The sequence below is a fragment of the Rhodococcus sp. NPDC057014 genome (genome assembly GCF_042673295.1).
Taxonomy (GTDB): domain Bacteria; phylum Actinomycetota; class Actinomycetes; order Mycobacteriales; family Mycobacteriaceae; genus Rhodococcus_F.
On the sequence record NZ_JBHUSF010000086.1, the window covers coordinates 1 to 17525 of the forward strand.

At 68.5% G+C, this 17525-nt stretch carries 15 protein-coding genes and 1 pseudogene; 12 read left to right on the forward strand and 4 right to left on the reverse strand.

Features of this window, described 5'->3' with window-relative positions; translation table 11 throughout:
* The 7 genes from ACFTZB_RS18680 to ACFTZB_RS18710 form a co-directional block, all read left to right on the forward strand.
* On the forward strand, positions 1–1005 hold a 1005-nt coding region (locus ACFTZB_RS18680; RefSeq protein WP_378433450.1), incomplete at its 5' end, for an isocitrate/isopropylmalate dehydrogenase family protein.
* A 37-nt stretch (positions 1006–1042) separates the two neighbouring features.
* A complete protein-coding gene (locus tag ACFTZB_RS18685) occupies positions 1043–1711 on the forward strand; it encodes a hypothetical protein (RefSeq protein WP_378433451.1) in 669 nt (222 codons plus the stop codon).
* Entirely contained in the window at positions 1708–2961 is a 1254-nt protein-coding gene (gene otnK, locus ACFTZB_RS18690) for a 3-oxo-tetronate kinase (protein ID WP_378433452.1), read from the forward strand. The genes ACFTZB_RS18685 and otnK overlap by 4 nt, the downstream gene beginning before the upstream one ends.
* Positions 2958–3581 carry a 3-oxo-tetronate 4-phosphate decarboxylase gene (gene otnC, locus ACFTZB_RS18695; protein WP_378433453.1) on the forward strand — a complete coding sequence of 208 codons (624 nt, stop codon included), beginning with the start codon at positions 2958–2960 and terminating at the stop codon, positions 3579–3581. Before otnK ends, otnC begins: the two co-directional genes overlap by 4 nt.
* Positions 3578–4657 (forward strand): Ldh family oxidoreductase, encoded by a 1080-nt coding sequence (locus tag ACFTZB_RS18700; RefSeq protein ID WP_378433454.1) that lies wholly within the window; start codon positions 3578–3580, stop codon positions 4655–4657. Before otnC ends, ACFTZB_RS18700 begins: the two co-directional genes overlap by 4 nt.
* A complete protein-coding gene (locus ACFTZB_RS18705) occupies positions 4654–4986 on the forward strand; it encodes a putative quinol monooxygenase (protein ID WP_378433455.1) in 333 nt (110 codons plus the stop codon). The genes ACFTZB_RS18700 and ACFTZB_RS18705 overlap by 4 nt, the downstream gene beginning before the upstream one ends.
* A gap of 105 nt (positions 4987–5091) precedes the next feature.
* Positions 5092–5565, forward strand: coding sequence for an Lrp/AsnC family transcriptional regulator (locus ACFTZB_RS18710; protein WP_378433456.1), 474 nt, complete (start codon positions 5092–5094; stop codon positions 5563–5565).
* Positions 5566–5576: 11 nt separating this feature from the next.
* On the opposite strand, the gene ACFTZB_RS18715 is transcribed toward ACFTZB_RS18710, so the two are convergent.
* Positions 5577–6926 (reverse strand): MFS transporter, encoded by a 1350-nt coding sequence (locus ACFTZB_RS18715; protein ID WP_378433457.1) that lies wholly within the window; start codon positions 6924–6926, stop codon positions 5577–5579.
* A 247-nt stretch (positions 6927–7173) separates the two neighbouring features.
* Between ACFTZB_RS18715 and ACFTZB_RS18720 the strand changes: the two are divergent.
* Positions 7174–7869, forward strand: a pseudogene (locus ACFTZB_RS18720) (5-methyltetrahydropteroyltriglutamate--homocysteine S-methyltransferase); the annotation flags it as partial.
* Positions 7870–7917: 48 nt separating this feature from the next.
* Here the strand turns inward: ACFTZB_RS18720 and ACFTZB_RS18725 are convergent.
* Entirely contained in the window at positions 7918–9306 is a 1389-nt protein-coding gene (locus ACFTZB_RS18725; RefSeq protein WP_378433458.1) for an FAD-binding oxidoreductase, read from the reverse strand.
* Between the two features lie 103 nt (positions 9307–9409).
* Between ACFTZB_RS18725 and ACFTZB_RS18730 the strand changes: the two genes are divergently transcribed.
* Positions 9410–11278 carry a helix-turn-helix domain-containing protein gene (locus ACFTZB_RS18730; RefSeq protein ID WP_378433459.1) on the forward strand — a complete coding sequence of 623 codons (1869 nt, stop codon included), beginning with the start codon at positions 9410–9412 and terminating at the stop codon, positions 11276–11278.
* Positions 11279–11284: 6 nt separating this feature from the next.
* Here ACFTZB_RS18730 and ACFTZB_RS18735 read toward each other — a convergent pair whose 3' ends face one another.
* Positions 11285–11869, reverse strand: a complete 585-nt coding sequence (locus ACFTZB_RS18735; protein WP_378433460.1) for a TetR/AcrR family transcriptional regulator — start codon at positions 11867–11869, stop codon at positions 11285–11287.
* A gap of 101 nt (positions 11870–11970) precedes the next feature.
* Here ACFTZB_RS18735 and ACFTZB_RS18740 point away from each other — a divergent pair, with 101 nt between their 5' ends.
* Positions 11971–13113: an acyl-CoA dehydrogenase family protein gene (locus ACFTZB_RS18740; RefSeq protein WP_378433461.1), complete on the forward strand. Its 1143-nt coding sequence runs from the start codon at positions 11971–11973 to the stop codon at positions 13111–13113.
* Positions 13114–13143: 30 nt separating this feature from the next.
* Positions 13144–14325 (forward strand): acetyl-CoA C-acetyltransferase, encoded by a 1182-nt coding sequence (locus ACFTZB_RS18745; protein WP_378433462.1) that lies wholly within the window; start codon positions 13144–13146, stop codon positions 14323–14325.
* 22 nt (positions 14326–14347) lie between these two features.
* On the opposite strand, the gene ACFTZB_RS18750 is transcribed toward ACFTZB_RS18745, so the two are convergent.
* The gene (locus ACFTZB_RS18750) at positions 14348–15577 is read right to left on the reverse strand and encodes a PucR family transcriptional regulator (protein ID WP_378433463.1); all 1230 of its coding nucleotides are present in this window, start codon (positions 15575–15577) and stop codon (positions 14348–14350) included.
* 224 nt (positions 15578–15801) lie between these two features.
* Here ACFTZB_RS18750 and ACFTZB_RS18755 point away from each other — a divergent pair, with 224 nt between their 5' ends.
* A complete protein-coding gene (locus tag ACFTZB_RS18755) occupies positions 15802–17397 on the forward strand; it encodes an AMP-binding protein (protein WP_378433464.1) in 1596 nt (531 codons plus the stop codon).
* Positions 17398–17525: the final 128 nt, after the last annotated feature.

Sequence of the window (17525 nt, forward strand, 5' to 3'; positions counted from 1 at the left end):
GGAACTGGGCATGCGCCGCGCCCGGGTGCTGTCCCGCTACGGGCTGCATGTCGCCGCGGACCGCTGGGCCGATCGGCGATCGACACCCACGGCAGCCCGACCCCGTCCTCGACCCTCGACGCCCTCGCCGGCACCGACGCCTGGCTGCTCGGACCGCACGACAGCGCCGCTTACCCGGAGCCGTACAAGTCCCAGCTCAACCCCAGCGGCACCATCCGCAAGCACTTCGGTCTGTTCGCCAACATTCGCCCCGCGAAAGCGTTCGACGGTGCACGCTCGATCGTTCCCGGCACCGACCTGGTCATCGTCCGCGAGAACACCCAGGGCTTCTACGCCGACCGCAACACCTACGCCGGCACAGGCGAATTCATGCCGGACGCGAACACCGCCATCGCGATGGGCATCATCACCCGCGACGCCGTCGAGAAGATCGCGCGCACCGCGTTCGAACTCGCCCAGGCGCGCCGGGGCAAGCTCACCATCGTCCACAAGGCCAACGTGCTGCGCCTGACCACCGGGTTGTTCCGCGACGTCTGCCGCGAGGTCGGTCAGCAGTTCCCCGACGTCGAAGTCGACGACTTCCACATCGACGCCATGACCGTGCACCTGGTCCGCCGGGCCGACAAGTTCGACGTCATCGTCACCGAGAACATGTTCGGCGACATCCTCTCCGATCTCGCCGGGGAAATCGCCGGTTCGCTGGGCATCGCGCCGTCGATCAATGCCTCCCTCGACCGCGCCATGGCCCAGGCCTCCCACGGATCCGCTCCCGACATCGCCGGCCGCAACATCGCGAACCCCATCGCGATGATCCTGTCGGCGGGCATGCTGCTGCAGTGGCTCGGCGCCAAGCACAACGACGCCGCACTGATCAAGGCCGCTGAACTGATCGAAACCGGCGTGAACGCCACCGTCACGAGCGGCACCGTCACCCCGGACATGGGCGGCCACGCGGGCACCAGCGATTTCGGCAGCGCCGTCGCGAAGTCCATCAGCGGCAGCTGAGTCCTTCGGGCCGGCACCACGAGGTGAGGAACAGACCGTGACCGCACACCCGATGATCGCCGTCGTCCATTCGACGACCGCATCCATCGCCCCGACCACCGCGGCGTTCGTCCGCGAACTGCCGCAGGCTCGACTGTGGAATCTGCTCGACGATCGTCTCGGTGCGGACGCCGACCGACTGGGCACCGTCACCCCACCTCTGCGGCGCAGGATGCTCGACCTGATTCAGCACGGCATCGACGGCGGCGCCGATGCCGCGCTGATGGCCTGCTCCATGTACGGCGACACCGTCGCGGTGGCCGAAAAAATATGGACCACACCGGTGTTCGCATCCGATCTGGACATGATGAACCACCTCGCGCGCACTCGACCCCGCACGGTGGCGGTACTGGCCTCCCTGGAAGCGGCGGCCGTCGACTCCGCCACACGGCTGCGCATCCACCTCGACGCCCAGCACGCGGACACCCAGATCGTCCCGATCTTCAGCACCGGTGCGGCGGCCGCGGCCGCGGCCGGTGACCTGAACCAGCTCGTCGACACGCTCGCCGCCGACCTCGACGGACGAGACGTCGACACCCTGTGCATCGCCCAGTACTCACTCAGTCCGGCCGCGGACGGGCTCGCCGAGCGGACCGGCCTGCTGGTGGTCAGCCCGCCGCACCTGGCGGCGCGCGCGGTCCGGGAACGATTGGAGAGCGCATCATGACCACACCGATCATCGGCTGCATCGCCGACGACTACACCGGCGGCACCGACGTCGCCGCCGCGCTGCGCCGGGGCGGACTGCACACCGTCCTGCTGTTCGGCCCACCCGATCCGCACACGAGTCTCGGCGGAGCCGAGGCAGCGGTGATCGCACTCAAAACCCGCTCGCTGCCGCCGCCGCGGGCCGTCGACATGTCGCTGTCCGCGCAGCGGTGGCTGCACGATCGCGACACGAGTCAGATCTATTTCAAGTACTGCTCGACGTTCGACTCCACCGACGACGGCAACATCGGGCCGGTCACCGACGCCCTCCTCGACGGACAGTCCGCCGGAGTGACCGTCGTCTGTCCGGCCGCCCCCGAACACGGACGCACCCTCTACCAGGGGCACCTGTTCGTGCACGACCGCTTGCTGTCCGAATCGTCGATGCGCCACCATCCGCTCACCCCGATGACCGACCCCGACCTGATTCGTGTGCTGCAACGGCAGACCGCGCACCCAGTGGGCCTCGTTCCGCTGCAGATCGTTCACCAGGGTGCGGACGCCGTCGCGGACCGGATCACCGAACTCGCGGCCGAGGGGGTGCGGCACGTGGTCGTCGACGCCGTCGACGAATCCGACCTCGACACGATCGCCACCGCCACCCGGGCCCTGCCGATCGTCACCGGGTCGGCCGGTCTCGCCGGTGCCATCGGGCGCATCACACCCAGGGCCGCCCGCACCGACACGGACCCCCACCCCATATCGACGGGCCCCACCGTCCTGTTCGCAGGCAGCTGCTCCCAGGCCACCCTCGGCCAGGTCGCTCTCGCCCGCGAGAAATTCGCCTCCTACCGCCTCGACCCCCGCGCCGTCGACGACGTGGCCGAACTGCTGCCCGCCGCGCACGCGTGGCTCACCGCGCATCTCGGCGACGACCCGATTCTGATCTACTCCTCCGCCCCGGCGGAGGACCGAGGGCCGGCCGATCCGCAGACGGCCGCTGCGCTCGAGACACTGATGGGGGCCCTCGCCCGGGCCGCCGTCACCGCCGGTGCCCGCCGGCTCGTCGTCGCAGGCGGCGAAACCTCGGGCGCCGTGGTCGACGCGCTCGGTGTCACCGCCGTGCGTGTCGACGCGGAGATGGATCGCGGCGTCCCGTGGTGCACGACGCTCGGCACCGACGAGCCGGTCGCGCTGCTCCTCAAGTCCGGCAACTTCGGCACCCCCGACCTGCTGGTGCGCGCCGCACTGCCGGGACCGGCCGAATGAGCATCGCCGACCAGATCGTCGCTCTCGGCGACTCCTTCTTCAGTCGCAGCCTCACCTTCGGCCGCACCGGCAACCTCAGCGCCGTCGACCACGACGGCACCGTGCTGATGACCCCGACCGGGGTGAGTTTGGGACAACTCGACCCGGAAGCCCTCTCCCGCGTCAGCATCGACGGGCGGCACCTCCACGGCCCGAAACCGACGAAAGAGGCGTTCCTGCATCTGGCGATGTACCGGGCACGCCCGGAAGCCCGGGCAGTCGTGCACACCCACAGCACCCACTCCGTTGCCGTCTCCTGCATGCGAGATACCAACCCGCACAACGCGATCCCACCACTGACCGCGTACTACGCCATGCGGGTGGGTGTATTGCCGCTCCTGCCGTATCACGCCCCCGGCGACAACCGGCTCGGACCGCTCGCCGAATCCCTCGCCGCCGACCACCACGCACTCCTACTCGCCAACCACGGTCCCGTCGTCGCCGGCACGGACCTCGCCTCCGCCGCCGACGCACTCGAAGAACTCGAAGAGACCGCGAAGCTGCACCTGCTGCTGCACGGGCACGAGACCTCGCCGGTCTCCGCGGACGAGGTGGCCCGACTGAGAGAAATCCATCAATGACAGTGCCCACCAATGACACTGACACCACCACGATGCAGTTGGGCGCCGGAACCGTCGCCGACCACGCCACCTCGATCCTCGAGGCCGTCGGCGTACCCGAACGCGACGCACGCCTGGTCGCCGATTCCCTCGTCACCGCCGACATGTGGGGCCACCCGTCCCACGGACTGCTCCGGCTGTCCTGGTACGTCGCGCGCCTGCGGTCGGGCGTCATGAACCCCGTGACCAGTCCGCGGGTGGTCAGCCGCTACGGGGCGGTGACCGTCCTCGACGGCCGGGACGGCATCGGCCAGGCCGTCACCGACGCGGCGATCACCCACGCCGGTGACGCAGCCGAGATCCACGGCATCGGCGCGGTCGCCGTCCGCAACAGCAACCACTTCGGGACCGCCGCGTACTGGACCCGCACACTCGCCGATCGCGGATGTGTCGGCATCCTCACCACCAACGGCAGTCCCGCCATGGCCCCCTGGGGAGGTCGCACCAAGATGGTCGGCGCCAACCCCTGGTCGATTGCAGTGCCCAGCGGATCCCACGGTGCGATCGTCCTCGACATCGCCAACACCGGTGTCGCCCGCGGCAAGGTCTACGCGGCACGAGAACGTGGACAGCAACTTCCCGAGGGTTGGGCGATCGACACCGACGGCCTGCCCACCACCGACCCCCGGGCCGCGATCGACGGGCTGATCCTGCCGATGGCCGGACACAAGGGTTACGCGATCTCCTTCATGATGGATGTGATCTCCGGAGTCCTCACCGGCAGCTCCTACGCCGACGACGTCGTGGGCCCCTACGTCCCCGACAAGCGCAGCGGCTGCGGCCATCTCGCCATCGCACTGTCCATCGACGCGATCATGCCGCGCCGCCGATTCGGCGAGCGGATGGACGATCTGATCGACACCGTCAAATCCTCACCCGCTGCGGCCGGAACCGAGATCTACGTTCCCGGAGAGATCGAGAACCGGGCGGTCGCCGAGGCAGCCGGGCGCATCTCCCTCCCGCACCGGACCGTCTCCGCGCTCGCCGACCTCGCCCGCTCGGTCGGCGTCCCCGCCCTCGGATCGGACGGCCGATGAGCTACACCGTGCTCGTCACCCTCGACGTTCGCCCCGATCACGTCGACGACTTCATCGACGGCATCACCGACAATGCCCGCGCCTCCCTGCGCGACGAACCCGGATGCCTGATCTTCGACGTGCACCGCGACAACATCATCCCGACGCGGTTCCACCTCTACGAGGTCTACACCGACGAGGACGCCTTCACCGTCGTCCACCGCAGCGCACCCCACTACGCGCGGTGGCAACGAGTGGCCGCTCGCTGCCTCATCGACGGCGGGCACCGCAACACCTTCGCCACACCGGTCCACCTCGGTGCCGCCCATGTGCGACCGTTTCGGTCATAATGATGCACTCATACAAGCATCGGAACCCAGCGTGCGCAGGTGTGTTACATAATTTCAAGCAAAATGCCCAACTCTCGACACGGAGTATGTGGGATACTGCGCTCCATGACGAGACTCGATCGAACCGATGCCCGCCTGCTGCTCGCCCTGTGCGACGCTCCCCGCGCCACCGGCGTCCAATTGGCGACTCTGCTGGGGATGGCACGGAATACCGTGCAGGCGCGGATGTCTCGCTGGGAGGAGCAGCGCGTGCTCGCACCCGTCGACCGCTGCGTGTCACCCCGCGACCTGGGGTACCCCTTGCAGGCGTTCGTCACCGCGGTGGTCGACCAGCACCGCCTCGAGGACGTCATCGACCACCTGCGCGACATCGCCGAGGTGGTCGAGGTCGTCGGCATCTCGGGAGCGGCTGACCTGCACATCGGCGTGGTCGCCGTCGATGCCGACGACCTGTACCGCGTCGCAGGCCTCATTCTTGCCGTGCCCGGGATCGAGCGCACCACGGTGTCCGTCGCCATGCGCGACGCCATCCCCTACCGGACCCGCCCACTGCTCGAGCGGATCGCCGAGGAGCACTGACCCGGGGCCATTCAGTGACGCGCGGCAACCGCGCGGGTTGCGGCGTCTTCGGTACTGCGCGTGGCCCCTACCCGGGTTCTGAGCACGAGTACCAGCATCACGGCGACGAGCATGACCGCCCCCACGACCCACAGGCCGGCGCGCGAGTTCCCGGTGGCGTCGAACAGCCACCCGGTGACGTACGGGGCCCCGAAACCGCTCAGATTGCCCACCGAGTTGACGACGGCGATGCCTGCCGCGGCGCCGGCACCGGTCAGGAATGTGCTGGGCAGGTACCAGAACACGGGCAGTGCGCAGAACACACCGACCGCGTTGACGGTGACCGCGATCATCGTCGTGAGCGGCGACTGCATGTACAGGGCGACCGGGATCGAGACGGCTCCGATCAGGGTGGGAACGGCGACGTGCCAGATCCGCTCACCCGTCCGGTCGGAGTGCCTGCTCCACAACACCATTGCCACGGCGCCGACCGCGAACGGAACCGCGACGATCAACCCGGTGGTGAACAGCGAGAAGTCGGTGGCGAACGTCTTCTTGAAACCGGCGACGATGCTGGGCAGGAAGAAACTGAGCGAGTACAGGCCGTAGGTGATCCCGAAGTAGACGAGGCCCAGCATCCACACGCGGGAATCCATCAGTGCCCGTCGCACCGACCCGTGGGAACCGGATTCCGAGGCCTCGGATTCGAGTTCGCGAGTGAGCCACACCTTTTCATCCTCGTCCAGCCACGTGGCCTGCGACGGCCGGTCCGTGAGGTAGAACCAGGTGACCACCGCGAGCAGGACGGCGGGTATCCCCTCGATCAGGAACATCACGCGCCAGCCGGACAGTCCGAACAGGCCGTCCCAGTACTGGATGATGGCGCTCGACAACGGTGCCCCGAGCGCCGACGACACCGGGAGCGCGAGAAGGAACAGGCCCATCAGCCGGACCCGGTAGGCGCGGGGGAACCACAGGGTCAGGTAGAGCAGGACTCCGGGGAAGAAGCCGGCCTCGGCGATACCCAGCAGCATGCGCAGCCCGTACAGCGATCCGACATTGGGCACGAAGGCCATGGCCGCCGCGATGATCCCCCACGTGAGCATGATCCGGGCGATCCAGCGGCGTGCCCCGAACCTGTGCAGCGCGAGATTGCTCGGCACCTCGAACAGGAGATACCCGATGAAGAACAGCCCGGAGGCCAGGCCGAACATCGTCTCGGTGAGGCCGAGTTCCGCGCTCATGGTCAACTTCGCCAACCCGATATTGGTTCGGTCGAGGTAGTTGACGAAATAGGCCAGGCCGAGGAACGGAATGAGCCGCAGGGCGACCTTCCGGACCACCCTCGCCTCGATCTCGGGTTTCTGCAGTACAGACGACATGAATGTCTCGGCTTCCTGAAGAGTGGGCGCGCCCGACCGGGCGAGTGACGTGGACCACTGTATGAGCCGGATCAGCTCGAAACCATGGAGAAACCACACATGCGACGCCCGGATGAATGGAGGGATCCTCAGCCGAGCGTTCGGGTCGTCCCCTGTGCTGACCGGTGCAGCTGGTTCGCCCGGCACGATCGCGAGGAGCCCCGAAGACCTGCCGACTGTGTCGGGCATGCCGTGCCCGACGGTCCACCGCGCCGAGATCGCCGATGTCGTGGCGCTGCAGGAGACACTGGGCCTCGACGTCCTCGTGCACGGCGAGCCGGAACGCAACGACATGGTGCAGTACTTCGCCGAGCAGTTGGACGGGCTCTTCGCCACCGAGAACGGGTGGGTGCAGTCGTACGGGTCCCGGTGCGTCCGTCCGCCGATCCTCTACGGCGACGTGCGCCGCCCGAACCCGATGACCGTCGACTGGATCACCTATGCGCAGTCCCTCACCCAGCGCCCGGTCAAGGGCATGCTGACCGGTCCGGTGACCATTCTGGCGTGGTCGTTCGTGCGCGACGACCAGCCGCTGGCGGACTCGGCGAACCAGGTGGCCCTCGCCATCCGCGACGAGACGGTCGACCTGCAGGGTGCCGGGATCCGGATCGTCCAGGTCGACGAACCCGCACTGCGCGAACTCCTGCCGCTGCGGGCGGCCGAGCAGACCGCCTACCTGGACTGGTCGGTGGGGGCGTTCCGGCTCGCGACCTCGGGGGTCGCGGACTCGACACAGATCCACACCCACCTGTGCTACTCGGAGGTCGGTGAGGTCATCGACGCCATCGCGAACCTGGACGCGGATGTGACGTCGATCGAGGCGGCCCCCTCGCACATGGAGGCCCTGGGCGACCTGAACGCCGTCGGGTTCGGCCCCGGTGTCTACGACATCCACTCCCCGCGCGGGCGGAGGTGGACACACCCCCTGTGAGTACTTGTTAACCGCCCGCGGTTAACAAGTACTCACGGGCGCGAAGCGCACTACCTTCCCGGGGTTCAGGATTCCGTGCGGGTCGAGGGCGTTCTTCACCGATCGGTGCATGTCCAGCACGACCGGATCGAGTTCCTGGGCAAGACCTTCCATCTTCAGCAGACCGACACCGTGTTCGCCGGTGACGGTGCCACCGAGTTCGAGTGCGGCGTCGATGATCTCCGCGAACGCGGCCTGCGCGCGGGCGCGGGCGGGCTCGTCGTCGCGGGGTGTGATGAGCAGCGGGTGCAGGTTTCCGTCGCCGGCGTGGGCGATGTTGGCGATCGTGGTGTCGTGCGCGATGCCGATCTGTTCGATGCGTGCAAGCATCTCGGGGACAGCCCGTTTCGGTACGCACACGTCTTCGGTGAGGACCGGTCCGAGCCGCTCCATCGCCGGGTAGGCCAGGCGGCGTGCCGCGAACAACGCATCCGCCTCCTCCTGGTCGGTGGACACGGCAGACCACGTGGCTCCGGCCTCGTCGAAGCACGACAGCATCTTCTCGGCCTCCTCGTCGCCGATGACGCCCGCGGTGTCGATGCGGCCGAGGAGGACGACGTTCGCCTCCACCGACAGTCCCATCTTCTTCCACGCGTCGACGGCGATGAGGCACTGCTTGTCCACCAATTCGAGCGCCGACGGGGTGAGTCCCGCCGCGGCCACCGCGCTGACGGCGCGGCCCGCGTCGACGATGGAGTCGAAGTAGCCGGCCACCGTGCGCTCCGGGTCCTGCAGCGGGCGCAACTTGACCGTGATTTCGGTGATGACGCCGAGCGTTCCTTCGGACCCGACCATCAGACCCGCCAGGTCGTAGCCGGCCACCCCCTTCGCGGTCTTGCGTCCGAGGCGCACGAGTTCACCGGTGCCGGTGACGATCTGCATGCCGAGCACGTAGTCACGGGTGACGCCGTACTTGACGCAGCACAGTCCGCCCGCGTTGGTGGCGACGTTCCCTCCGATCGTCGACCACGGCGCGCTGGCCGGGTCCGGCGGATACCAGAGTCCGTGTTCGGCGCACGCGGCCCGCAGATGATCGTTCACCACGCCGGGTTCGACGACGGCGTACCGCTCGAGCGGATCGATCTCCGTGATCGCGTTCATGCCCTCGAGCGCGAGGACGACGCAGCCGTCGGTCGCGTTCGCCCCGCCCGACAGGCCGGTGCCGGCGCCCCGCGTGACGACGGCGGTGCCGTGCTCGAGGCATGCACGCACGACAGCCTGGACTTCGAGCGCAGTCCGGGGCCGGACGACGGCGAGCGGCGCGGCGTACGGGGCCCACTCCGCCTCGTCGTGCTGATACCGGGCGACGACGTCGGGGTCGCGCACGACACGATCCGCCGGAAGGGCTGCCAACAGAGCATCGATCAACATGACGAGAACCAGTCCTTTGGGGGAGACGGTGATGGTTCAAACGTAGCTGTGATCTGAATCTCGGCCAATGTAGATTCCATCTATCGAATCCAGGAATCCATGGATGGAGACACCAGTGAGCACTGCCGATCGCGGCTGGATGGAACTGCTGCTCGACGACGCACCCCTCGACGAACTCGAGACCCTCCGGCGCACGCTGATCGACGGCTCCGACCCGTCCGAGCGGGCGACGGTCGAACGGGAGGCCAACGCCGCGCTACGGCTGCGCGCCCAGCTCGACCAGCGTCGGCAGCGCAGCAGGGAACTGGCGGCGCTCAACGACATCGCTGTCCGGCTGACCACGGTCCGCGACGACCGGGTGCTGCTGCAGGAGGTGGTCGACCAGGCGCGGCAACTGCTCGGTGTGGACCTCGCCTACATGGGATCGGTCTACGACGAGGAATTCGTCATCGAGGTCACCAGCGGGGCACTGACCCCGAACCTCGTCGGCATCCGGCTGGCACTGGACGAGGGACTCGTGGGCCTGATCGTCCGCCGGTCCGCACCGGAGTGGACCCCCGACTATCAGAGCGAACCGGCCTTCCGGCACATGACGGGAGCCGACAGCGCGGCGCGGTCGGAGAACATGCGCGGCCTGCTCGGGGTTCCTCTCCGTGTCGCCGACCGCGTCATCGGTGCGTTGTTCGCGTGCAAGCGTCAGGAGCGGGCGTTCACCGAATCCGAGATCGCGCTGTTGTCGGCGCTGGCGGCGCATGCGGCGATCGCGATCGAGAACGTGCGCTCGCTGGAACGCGACCGAGACACCGTCGCGCGGCTCGAGGCGGTGAACGCCGAATTGTCGCAGCGCACGAACGAACTCGAACAGATTCTGCAGTGGGACCGGACGCTGACCCAGGTGGTGCTGCTCGGCGCGGGAGTGCAGCGCCTGGTGCGGGAGGTCGCGCAACTCTCCCGGCAACCGGCATATTTCGTGCTGGACGAGTCTGCGTTACCGGCGGAACTGATGTCGCACGCGGACGACGTGGCGGCGGCGGTCCGCGAATTGCGCGCAGGCGGGAAGGACCACGTCGCCCGACACGGGGTGCTGGCGCAACGCGTCGCGGCGGCCGGGGAGATGCTGGGCGCGCTGCTGTCCCTGGGAGCGGAGCAGCCGACCACGCGTCTGCTGCTCGAACGCGCGGCACCGGCGATCGCACTGTCGCTCGCCGGGGAACGTGCGGCCGGTGAGGCGACGCGTCGCGCACGGGACGCGTTTCTCGTCGACCTGCTGACGCATCCCGCCGCCGAGCAGGACGAACGCAGGCAACTGCGGTTGGCCGGTCTGACTCCCGACACGACGTACTGCATCGCGGTGGCGATCGCCGCCGGGCCGGACACGTCCATTCGCACCGCCCTCGAAAACGTGCCGCTCCCGTCGGGATCCGTTGCGGCGGAACACGGCTCCCGCGCACTGGCCGTCGTACCCGCCACGGACTCCGCGTCAGTGCAGGCGGTGTTCGCCTCCGCGCGACTCGACGCGACGATCGGTATCGCGGAACCCGCGCGCGGTGCGAAGGCGCTCGCACGCGCGTACGTCGAAGCGCAGCAGACCGTCGACGTCCTCGACACCCTCGGACGCTCGGGGGAGGTCTCCTCCGCGCGCGGTCTGGGTATCTACCGGATCCTGCTGAGCCACCTGGCGCGTGAGCACCTCGACGAGCTGACCGAGGCCCAGCTGGGACCGTTGATGGCGGAGCAGTCCACGCGCGGAGTGCCGCTGCTGGAAACACTGTCGGAGTATCTGGCACACGGCCGCCATCACTCGGCGACCGCGGCGAGCCTCGGCGTCCACGTCAACACCCTGTACCAACGCCTCGACGCGATCGATCGCCTCCTCGGAACGGACTGGCGCGACCCCGACAAGGCACTCGACCTGCAGGTGCTCATGCGGTTGCGGAGAACGGCGGACCTACTCGGCGCGCGAACCCGCTGACCCGGCTCAGGCGCTGATTCCGCCCGTGAGGATGGCGGCGAGTTCGGCGTACGCGTGCGCGTCGTCGAGGCCGGTGCTGTCGCGGACCCCGCGTTGCTGGATGCGGACCATCATGGTGGCGGCGAGGTCGGCGGCGAACGCGGCGTGCACGTCGCGGAAGTCGCCGGCGGCGACGCCCTCGGTGATCAACTCCTGGACCCGACCGGCCGCGAACTGCGTGTTCCGTTCGTAGACCTCCCGCGCCGGGGGGAAGGCGTCGAGGTCGGCCATGAACTGGTCGGATGCGGCCGCGAGGGCGTTGCCGACGGCAGACAGGTACGCGGTGATCCGCTCGCGGGCCCCGCCGATCGGCTGGATGCGCGACTCGACGTCCTCGGTCGCGCGGCGGAAGAAGTGCACCGTGGCGGCCCGGACCAGCTGCTCCTTGCTGCCGGCGAGGGTGTACAGCGTCGACTTCGAGCAGCGCAGCCGGTTCGCGATCTCGTCGAGGGTCAGGTGTGCGAACCCCTCGACCAGGAACAGGTCGACGAGGGCGTCGAAGAGCTGGGTGCGCCGTCGGGTGGCGAAACCGGATCGGGTGGGCTGCTCCATGACAGAAATAGTACTGGGAGGTGCCTTGCAGTACTATTTCGCAATCAGTACTCTGGGCCGTAATCCAGTACTGCTTTCCGTAGCCTTCTCGAGGAGACACCGTGGCCGTCGATCGTTTGCTGCCTACTGACGAAGCCCGTGACCTGATCCAGCTCACGCGCGACGTCGCCGACAAGGTCCTGACGCCGATCGTCGACGAGCACGAGAAGTCGGAGACCTACCCCGAGGGCGTGTTCGCCACCCTCGGCGAGGCCGGACTGCTGAGCCTGCCGTACCCCGAGGAGTGGGGCGGCGGCTCGCAGCCGTACGAGGTGTACCTGCAGGTGCTCGAAGAGATCGCCGCCCGCTGGGCCGCCGTCGCGGTGGCGGTCAGCGTCCACAGCCTCGCCTGCCACCCGCTGATGGCATTCGGCACGGACGAGCAGAAGCAGCGGTGGCTCCCGGACATGCTCGGCGGCAACACCGTCGGCGCCTACAGTCTGTCCGAGCCGCAGGCCGGATCCGACGCCGCCGCACTGGCCTGCAAGGCCGCCGCGACCGACGGCGGGTACGTCGTCAACGGTGCGAAGGCCTGGATCACGCACGGCGGCATCGCCGATTTCTACAATCTCTTCGCCCGCACCGGTGAGGGCTCGAAGGGCATCTCCTGCTTCCTCGTCCCGAAGGACACCGAGGGACTGACGTTCGGCAAGCCCGAGGAGAAGATGGGCCTGCACGCCGTGCCGACCACGTCCGCGCACTACGACGACGCCTTCGTGCCCGCGGAGCGGCGCATCGGCGCGGAGGGACAGGGACTGCAGATCGCGTTCAGCGCACTGGATTCCGGTCGGCTGGGCATCGCGGCCGTCGCCGTCGGCCTCGCGCAGGCGGCCCTCGACGAGGCCGTGGCCTACGCCCAGGAACGGACCGCATTCGGCAAGAAGATCATCGACCACCAGGGCCTCGGGTTCCTGCTCGCCGACATGGCCGCCGCCGTCGACTCCGCGCGCGCCACGTACATCGACGCCGCCCGCCGCCGCGACGCCGGCCTTCCGTACTCCCGCAACGCGTCCGTCGCCAAGCTCGTCGCCACCGACGCCGCCATGAAGGTCACCACCGACGCCGTCCAGGTTCTCGGCGGCTACGGCTACACCCGTGATTTCCGCGTCGAGCGGTACATGCGTGAAGCGAAGATCACCCAGATCTTCGAGGGCACCAACCAGATTCAGCGACTGGTCATCAGCCGCACCCTCGCCGCGAACTGACGAACCCACCCCCGAAAGGCCTTTCCGCACATGACCACCTCCGTGATCGTCGCCGGCGCCCGCACCCCGATCGGCCGGCTACAGGGCTCACTCGCCGGATTCTCCGGCGCCGACCTCGGCGCCCTCGCCATCGAGGGGGCGCTCGGCAAGGCCGGTGTCGCCCCGGACCGGGTCCAGTACGTCATCATGGGACAGGTCCTCACCGCCGGCGCCGGGCAGATGCCCGCTCGGCAGGCGGCCGCGAAGGCCGGCATCCCGATGAGCACGCCGTCGCTCAACATCAACAAGGTGTGCCTGTCCGGGGTCGAATCGATCATCCTCGCCGACCAGTTCATCCGGTCCGGCGCGTTCGACGTGATCGTCGCCGGCGGCATGGAGTCGATGAGCCAGGCGCCGCACCTGCTGCCCGGTTCACGCGGCGGGTTCAAATACGGCGACGTCACGCTCGTCGACCACATGGCCCTCGACGGATTGCACGACGCATTCACCGACCAGCCGATGGGACTGCTCACCGAGGCCGGCAACGACAGGGATTTCATCGCCCGCGAAGACCAGGACGCGTTCGCCGCCCGGTCGCACCAGCTCGCCGCGAAGGCGTGGGACAGCGGAGTCTTCGACGACGAGGTCGTCCCCGTCGAGATCCCCGCCCGCAAGGGTGAGAGCACCTGGCTGCGCCGCGACGAAGGCATCCGGCCGGACACCACCGCCGAAACCCTGGCGCGGCTGCGCGGCGCATTCCGCAAGGACGGCACCGTCACCGCGGGCAACGCATCGACCATCAACGACGGCGCCTGCGCCGTGGTGGTGATGAGCAAGGAACGCGCCGAGGCGGAGGGCCTGACCTGGCTGGCCGAGATCGGCGAACACGGCATGGTCGCCGGACCGGATTCGGGACTGCAGTTCCAGCCGTCCGGAGCGATCGCGAAAGCCTGTGAGAAAGCGGGTATCTCACCGACCACGTTGGATCTGATCGAGATCAACGAGGCATTCGCCGCGGTCGGGATCGCGTCCACCCGCGAACTCGGCGTCGACCCCGACCGGGTCAACGTCAACGGCGGCGCCATCGCCCTCGGGCACCCCATCGGAATGTCCGGCGCCCGCATCACGCTGCACCTCGCGCTCGAATTGCAGCGCCGCGGCGGCGGCACCGGCGCAGTCGCCCTCTGCGGCGGAGGCGGGCAGGGCGACGCCCTGATCCTGCGCGTCCCCTGATCTCGCATCGCGGCCGCACCGCTCAGCGCGGCTCCGTCGACGCGATCCGCACCGCGAGAAGGAGATTGACGACGTCTTCCACCCGACGAAGGTCCTTACCGGTGCGCTCGGCGATCCGACCCAACCGGTAGTACATCGTGTTCACGTGAATCTGTAGCGCGGAGGCGGCCTCCTTCGCGTTCATGTCGTGGGCGACGTACGCCGTCAGCGTCTCGATGTAGATCGCACCCGCCGACAGATCTTCGGCGATGAACGCACGCAACTGGGGCTCGACGAGTCGGGGCGCGGTCGGGTCCGCGCGCCGCACCAGGTAGTCCAGCGGCGAGAGATCGTCGAAGACCTGGACTTCGGGCCGGCCGCCCAGGTGGTCGCAGGCGACCTGAGCCTCCAGCAACGCTTCGGGCGTCTGGTCGAACCCGCGGTGCGCCGAGCTGATACCGATCGACGCCGTGGTGCGGGTCGTCCCGAACTCGGCAGCTGCGCGAGCGACCTTCTGCGACAGGGCACCGGGGCCGAGTCGTTCGAGCGGGACGAGTCCGACGAGTTCCTGCCGCCACGGCACCAACATCCCCGACAGGTGCCGGGAGAGCACCCGGCGTGCGTCGAGGATCGGATCCGCGCCGTCCGCCTCCGAGCCTGCCCGGCAGACGAGGACGACGAACCCGGCGCCGTCCCCCAGACCGGCCCGGCGCATCGCCTCCACTCGGACCGGTACGGCGGGCGCGTTCCCCGCGAGCAGATCCTCGAGACAGTCGAGGGCGATGCGCTCCTGGTCGGCCACCAGATATTGCTGCGCCTGGAGGTAGGTGGTCGCGGCGGCGGAGCAGCCCGCCTCGATCGTGCGCATGAGGTGCTCGACCAGGCTCAGTGCCGTTTCCCGCTGGCCCTCCGTCGATCGGACGAACTCGAGAACATACGACCAGAGGACGATCTGCCCGATGCGGAACGCGTGAAGGAAGTCGATCAGGGAGATGCCGTGCGCGACGCGCTCCGAGGCGTGCCCGGACGTGAACGCGAAATCGTCGAGGCGTGGATTCCGTTGTTCGATGACGCTGGTCGTGAACACTCCGAAGACGGCGGTGACGTGGGCGACCACATCGTCGTACAGTCCGGTGGCGCGGTAGGACGGCAGTTCCGCCCAGATCGCGTCGGTGGCGGCTCGCGCGATGTCCGGATGGCGGTCGTGCACCCATTTCGCGAGATCGATCGCCGCGTTGTCGAACGGCCGCGTCGCGCCGTGTGCTGTGGTCATTCCCACGACCTCCGATACTGTCCGCCCGCTGTGGCCAGGCTACAGCCCGAATTCGGACCTTCGACACATTCCCACCAGGGGACTGTGGGCTGACCACAAACATCTTCGGTGTCGCACCACGATGAAGTGACGGCTGTCACGGCCTATGGTTGCCCGGACGACCCACGAGGCTCGCCGCGGTTCGCGCGCGGGAGCCCGCCGCAATCTTCGAGGGAGTGACCCACGTGAGCTTCAAGAGCCCGTTTCCGGACGTCGAGATCCCGAACCGCAGTGTCTACGATTTCCTGTTCGGTCACCTCGACCCGGCGGACGGGGAGCGGCCCGCGTTGGTCGACGGTGCCTCGGGTGCGGTCACCAGCTACCGCACCCTGATCACGCAGATCGACGGGGTCGCCGGGGCGCTCGCGGCCCGCGGTCTCGCGGTCGGTGAGGTGGTGGCCCTGCACTCACCGAACGTGCCCGCTTTCGCCGCGGTGTTCCACGGCATCCTGCGCGCCGGCGGCGTCGCCACCACGATCAACGCCCTCTACACCGCCGAGGACATCGCCAAACAGCTCACCGACTCGCACGCGAAGTTCCTGTTCACCGTCTCCGGCCTGCTGCCGCAAGCGACGGCGGCGGCGGCGCGGGTCGGGATCCCCACCGGGAACGTGATCGTCCTCGACGGCGCCGACGGGCACCCGTCGCTGACGGATCTGCTGACCGAGGGGCATCCGGCGCCGGAGGTGTCGTTCGACCCGGCCACCCAGCTGGCGGTGCTGCCGTATTCGTCGGGGACCACCGGCCGGCCGAAGGGGGTGATGCTCACCCACCGCAACCTGGTCGCGAACGTGTGTCAGATCGACCCGCGGATGGGCATCGGCGCCGACGACCGGCTGTTGGCGGTGTTGCCGTTCTTCCACATCTACGGGATGACGGTGCTGCTCAACGCGGCCCTGTTCAACCGGGCCGCGCTGGTGACGATGCCGAAGTTCGACCTGGTCGAGTTCCTGTCGATCGTGTCCGGGCAGCGGTGCACGTATGTGTTCATCGCCCCGCCGGTCGCGGTGGCGTTGGCCAAGCATCCGCTGGTCGACGACTACGACCTGTCGAGTGTGCATTCGGTGTTCTCCGGTGCCGCCCCGCTGGATCAGGAACTGGGTAAGGCCGTCGCGACCCGGCTCGGGTGCCGGGTGCGGCAGGGGTACGGGATGTCGGAGATGAGTCCGGTCTCGCACGCGATCCCGTTCGACCGCGACGACATCGCCCTGGACTCGGTCGGCCCGACGATCGCGAACATGGAATGCAAGCTGGTCGACCCCGCGACCGGGCAGGAGGTCGACTACCCGGCCGTGGGGGTCAGTGCGCCGGGGGAGTTGTGGTGCAAGGGTCCGAACATCATGGCCGGGTACCTGGGCAACGAGGCGGCGACCGCGGAAACCTTGGATGCGGACGGGTTCCTGCACACCGGGGACATCGCGACCGTCGACGCGGAGGGGGTGGTGACGATCGTGGACCGGATGAAGGAGCTGATCAAGTACAAGGGGTATCAGGTGCCGCCCGCCGAACTGGAGGCGTTGTTGCTGACGCATCCGCAGATCGCCGACGCTGCCGTCATCGGGGTCCTCGACGACGAGGGTGAGGAGGTGCCGAAGGCGTTCGTCGTCGCCCAACCGGGTGCCGAGGATCTGGACGAGGCGGCGGTGATCGCGTTCGTCGCCGACCGGGTCTCCCCGCACAAGAAGGTCCGCAGGGTCGAGTTCATCGACCTCGTCCCCAAGTCCGCCGCAGGCAAAATCCTCCGCAAGGACCTCCGCACGCGGGAAACGGCGGGTAAGTAGACCTGCGTTCGTAGCCCGGCCCATCGGTGATGTCGAGTACAGGTGCCGCCCAACCAGCAGCTCGGGAAGCACCTGCACTCCACCCCTCGCGTGAATCGCCTCGTGTGCCTGAGACGTCCGCGTCGTCA

What these genes read in the sequence shown, in the direction of transcription:
- ACFTZB_RS18725 (WP_378433458.1), bottom strand. Translation starts at nt 9,306, where the DNA reads ATGTTGATCGATGCTCTGTTGGCAGCCCTTCCGGCGGATCGTGTCGTG.
- otnK (WP_378433452.1), top strand. Translation starts at nt 1,708, where the DNA reads ATGACCACACCGATCATCGGCTGCATCGCCGACGACTACACCGGCGGC.
- ACFTZB_RS18730 (WP_378433459.1), top strand. Translation starts at nt 9,410, where the DNA reads ATGGAGACACCAGTGAGCACTGCCGATCGCGGCTGGATGGAACTGCTG.
- ACFTZB_RS18715 (WP_378433457.1), bottom strand. Translation starts at nt 6,926, where the DNA reads ATGTCGTCTGTACTGCAGAAACCCGAGATCGAGGCGAGGGTGGTCCGG.
- ACFTZB_RS18735 (WP_378433460.1), bottom strand. Translation starts at nt 11,869, where the DNA reads ATGGAGCAGCCCACCCGATCCGGTTTCGCCACCCGACGGCGCACCCAG.
- otnC (WP_378433453.1), top strand. Translation starts at nt 2,958, where the DNA reads ATGAGCATCGCCGACCAGATCGTCGCTCTCGGCGACTCCTTCTTCAGT.
- ACFTZB_RS18745 (WP_378433462.1), top strand. Translation starts at nt 13,144, where the DNA reads ATGACCACCTCCGTGATCGTCGCCGGCGCCCGCACCCCGATCGGCCGG.
- ACFTZB_RS18700 (WP_378433454.1), top strand. Translation starts at nt 3,578, where the DNA reads ATGACAGTGCCCACCAATGACACTGACACCACCACGATGCAGTTGGGC.
- ACFTZB_RS18750 (WP_378433463.1), bottom strand. Translation starts at nt 15,577, where the DNA reads ATGACCACAGCACACGGCGCGACGCGGCCGTTCGACAACGCGGCGATC.
- ACFTZB_RS18710 (WP_378433456.1), top strand. Translation starts at nt 5,092, where the DNA reads ATGACGAGACTCGATCGAACCGATGCCCGCCTGCTGCTCGCCCTGTGC.
- ACFTZB_RS18705 (WP_378433455.1), top strand. Translation starts at nt 4,654, where the DNA reads ATGAGCTACACCGTGCTCGTCACCCTCGACGTTCGCCCCGATCACGTC.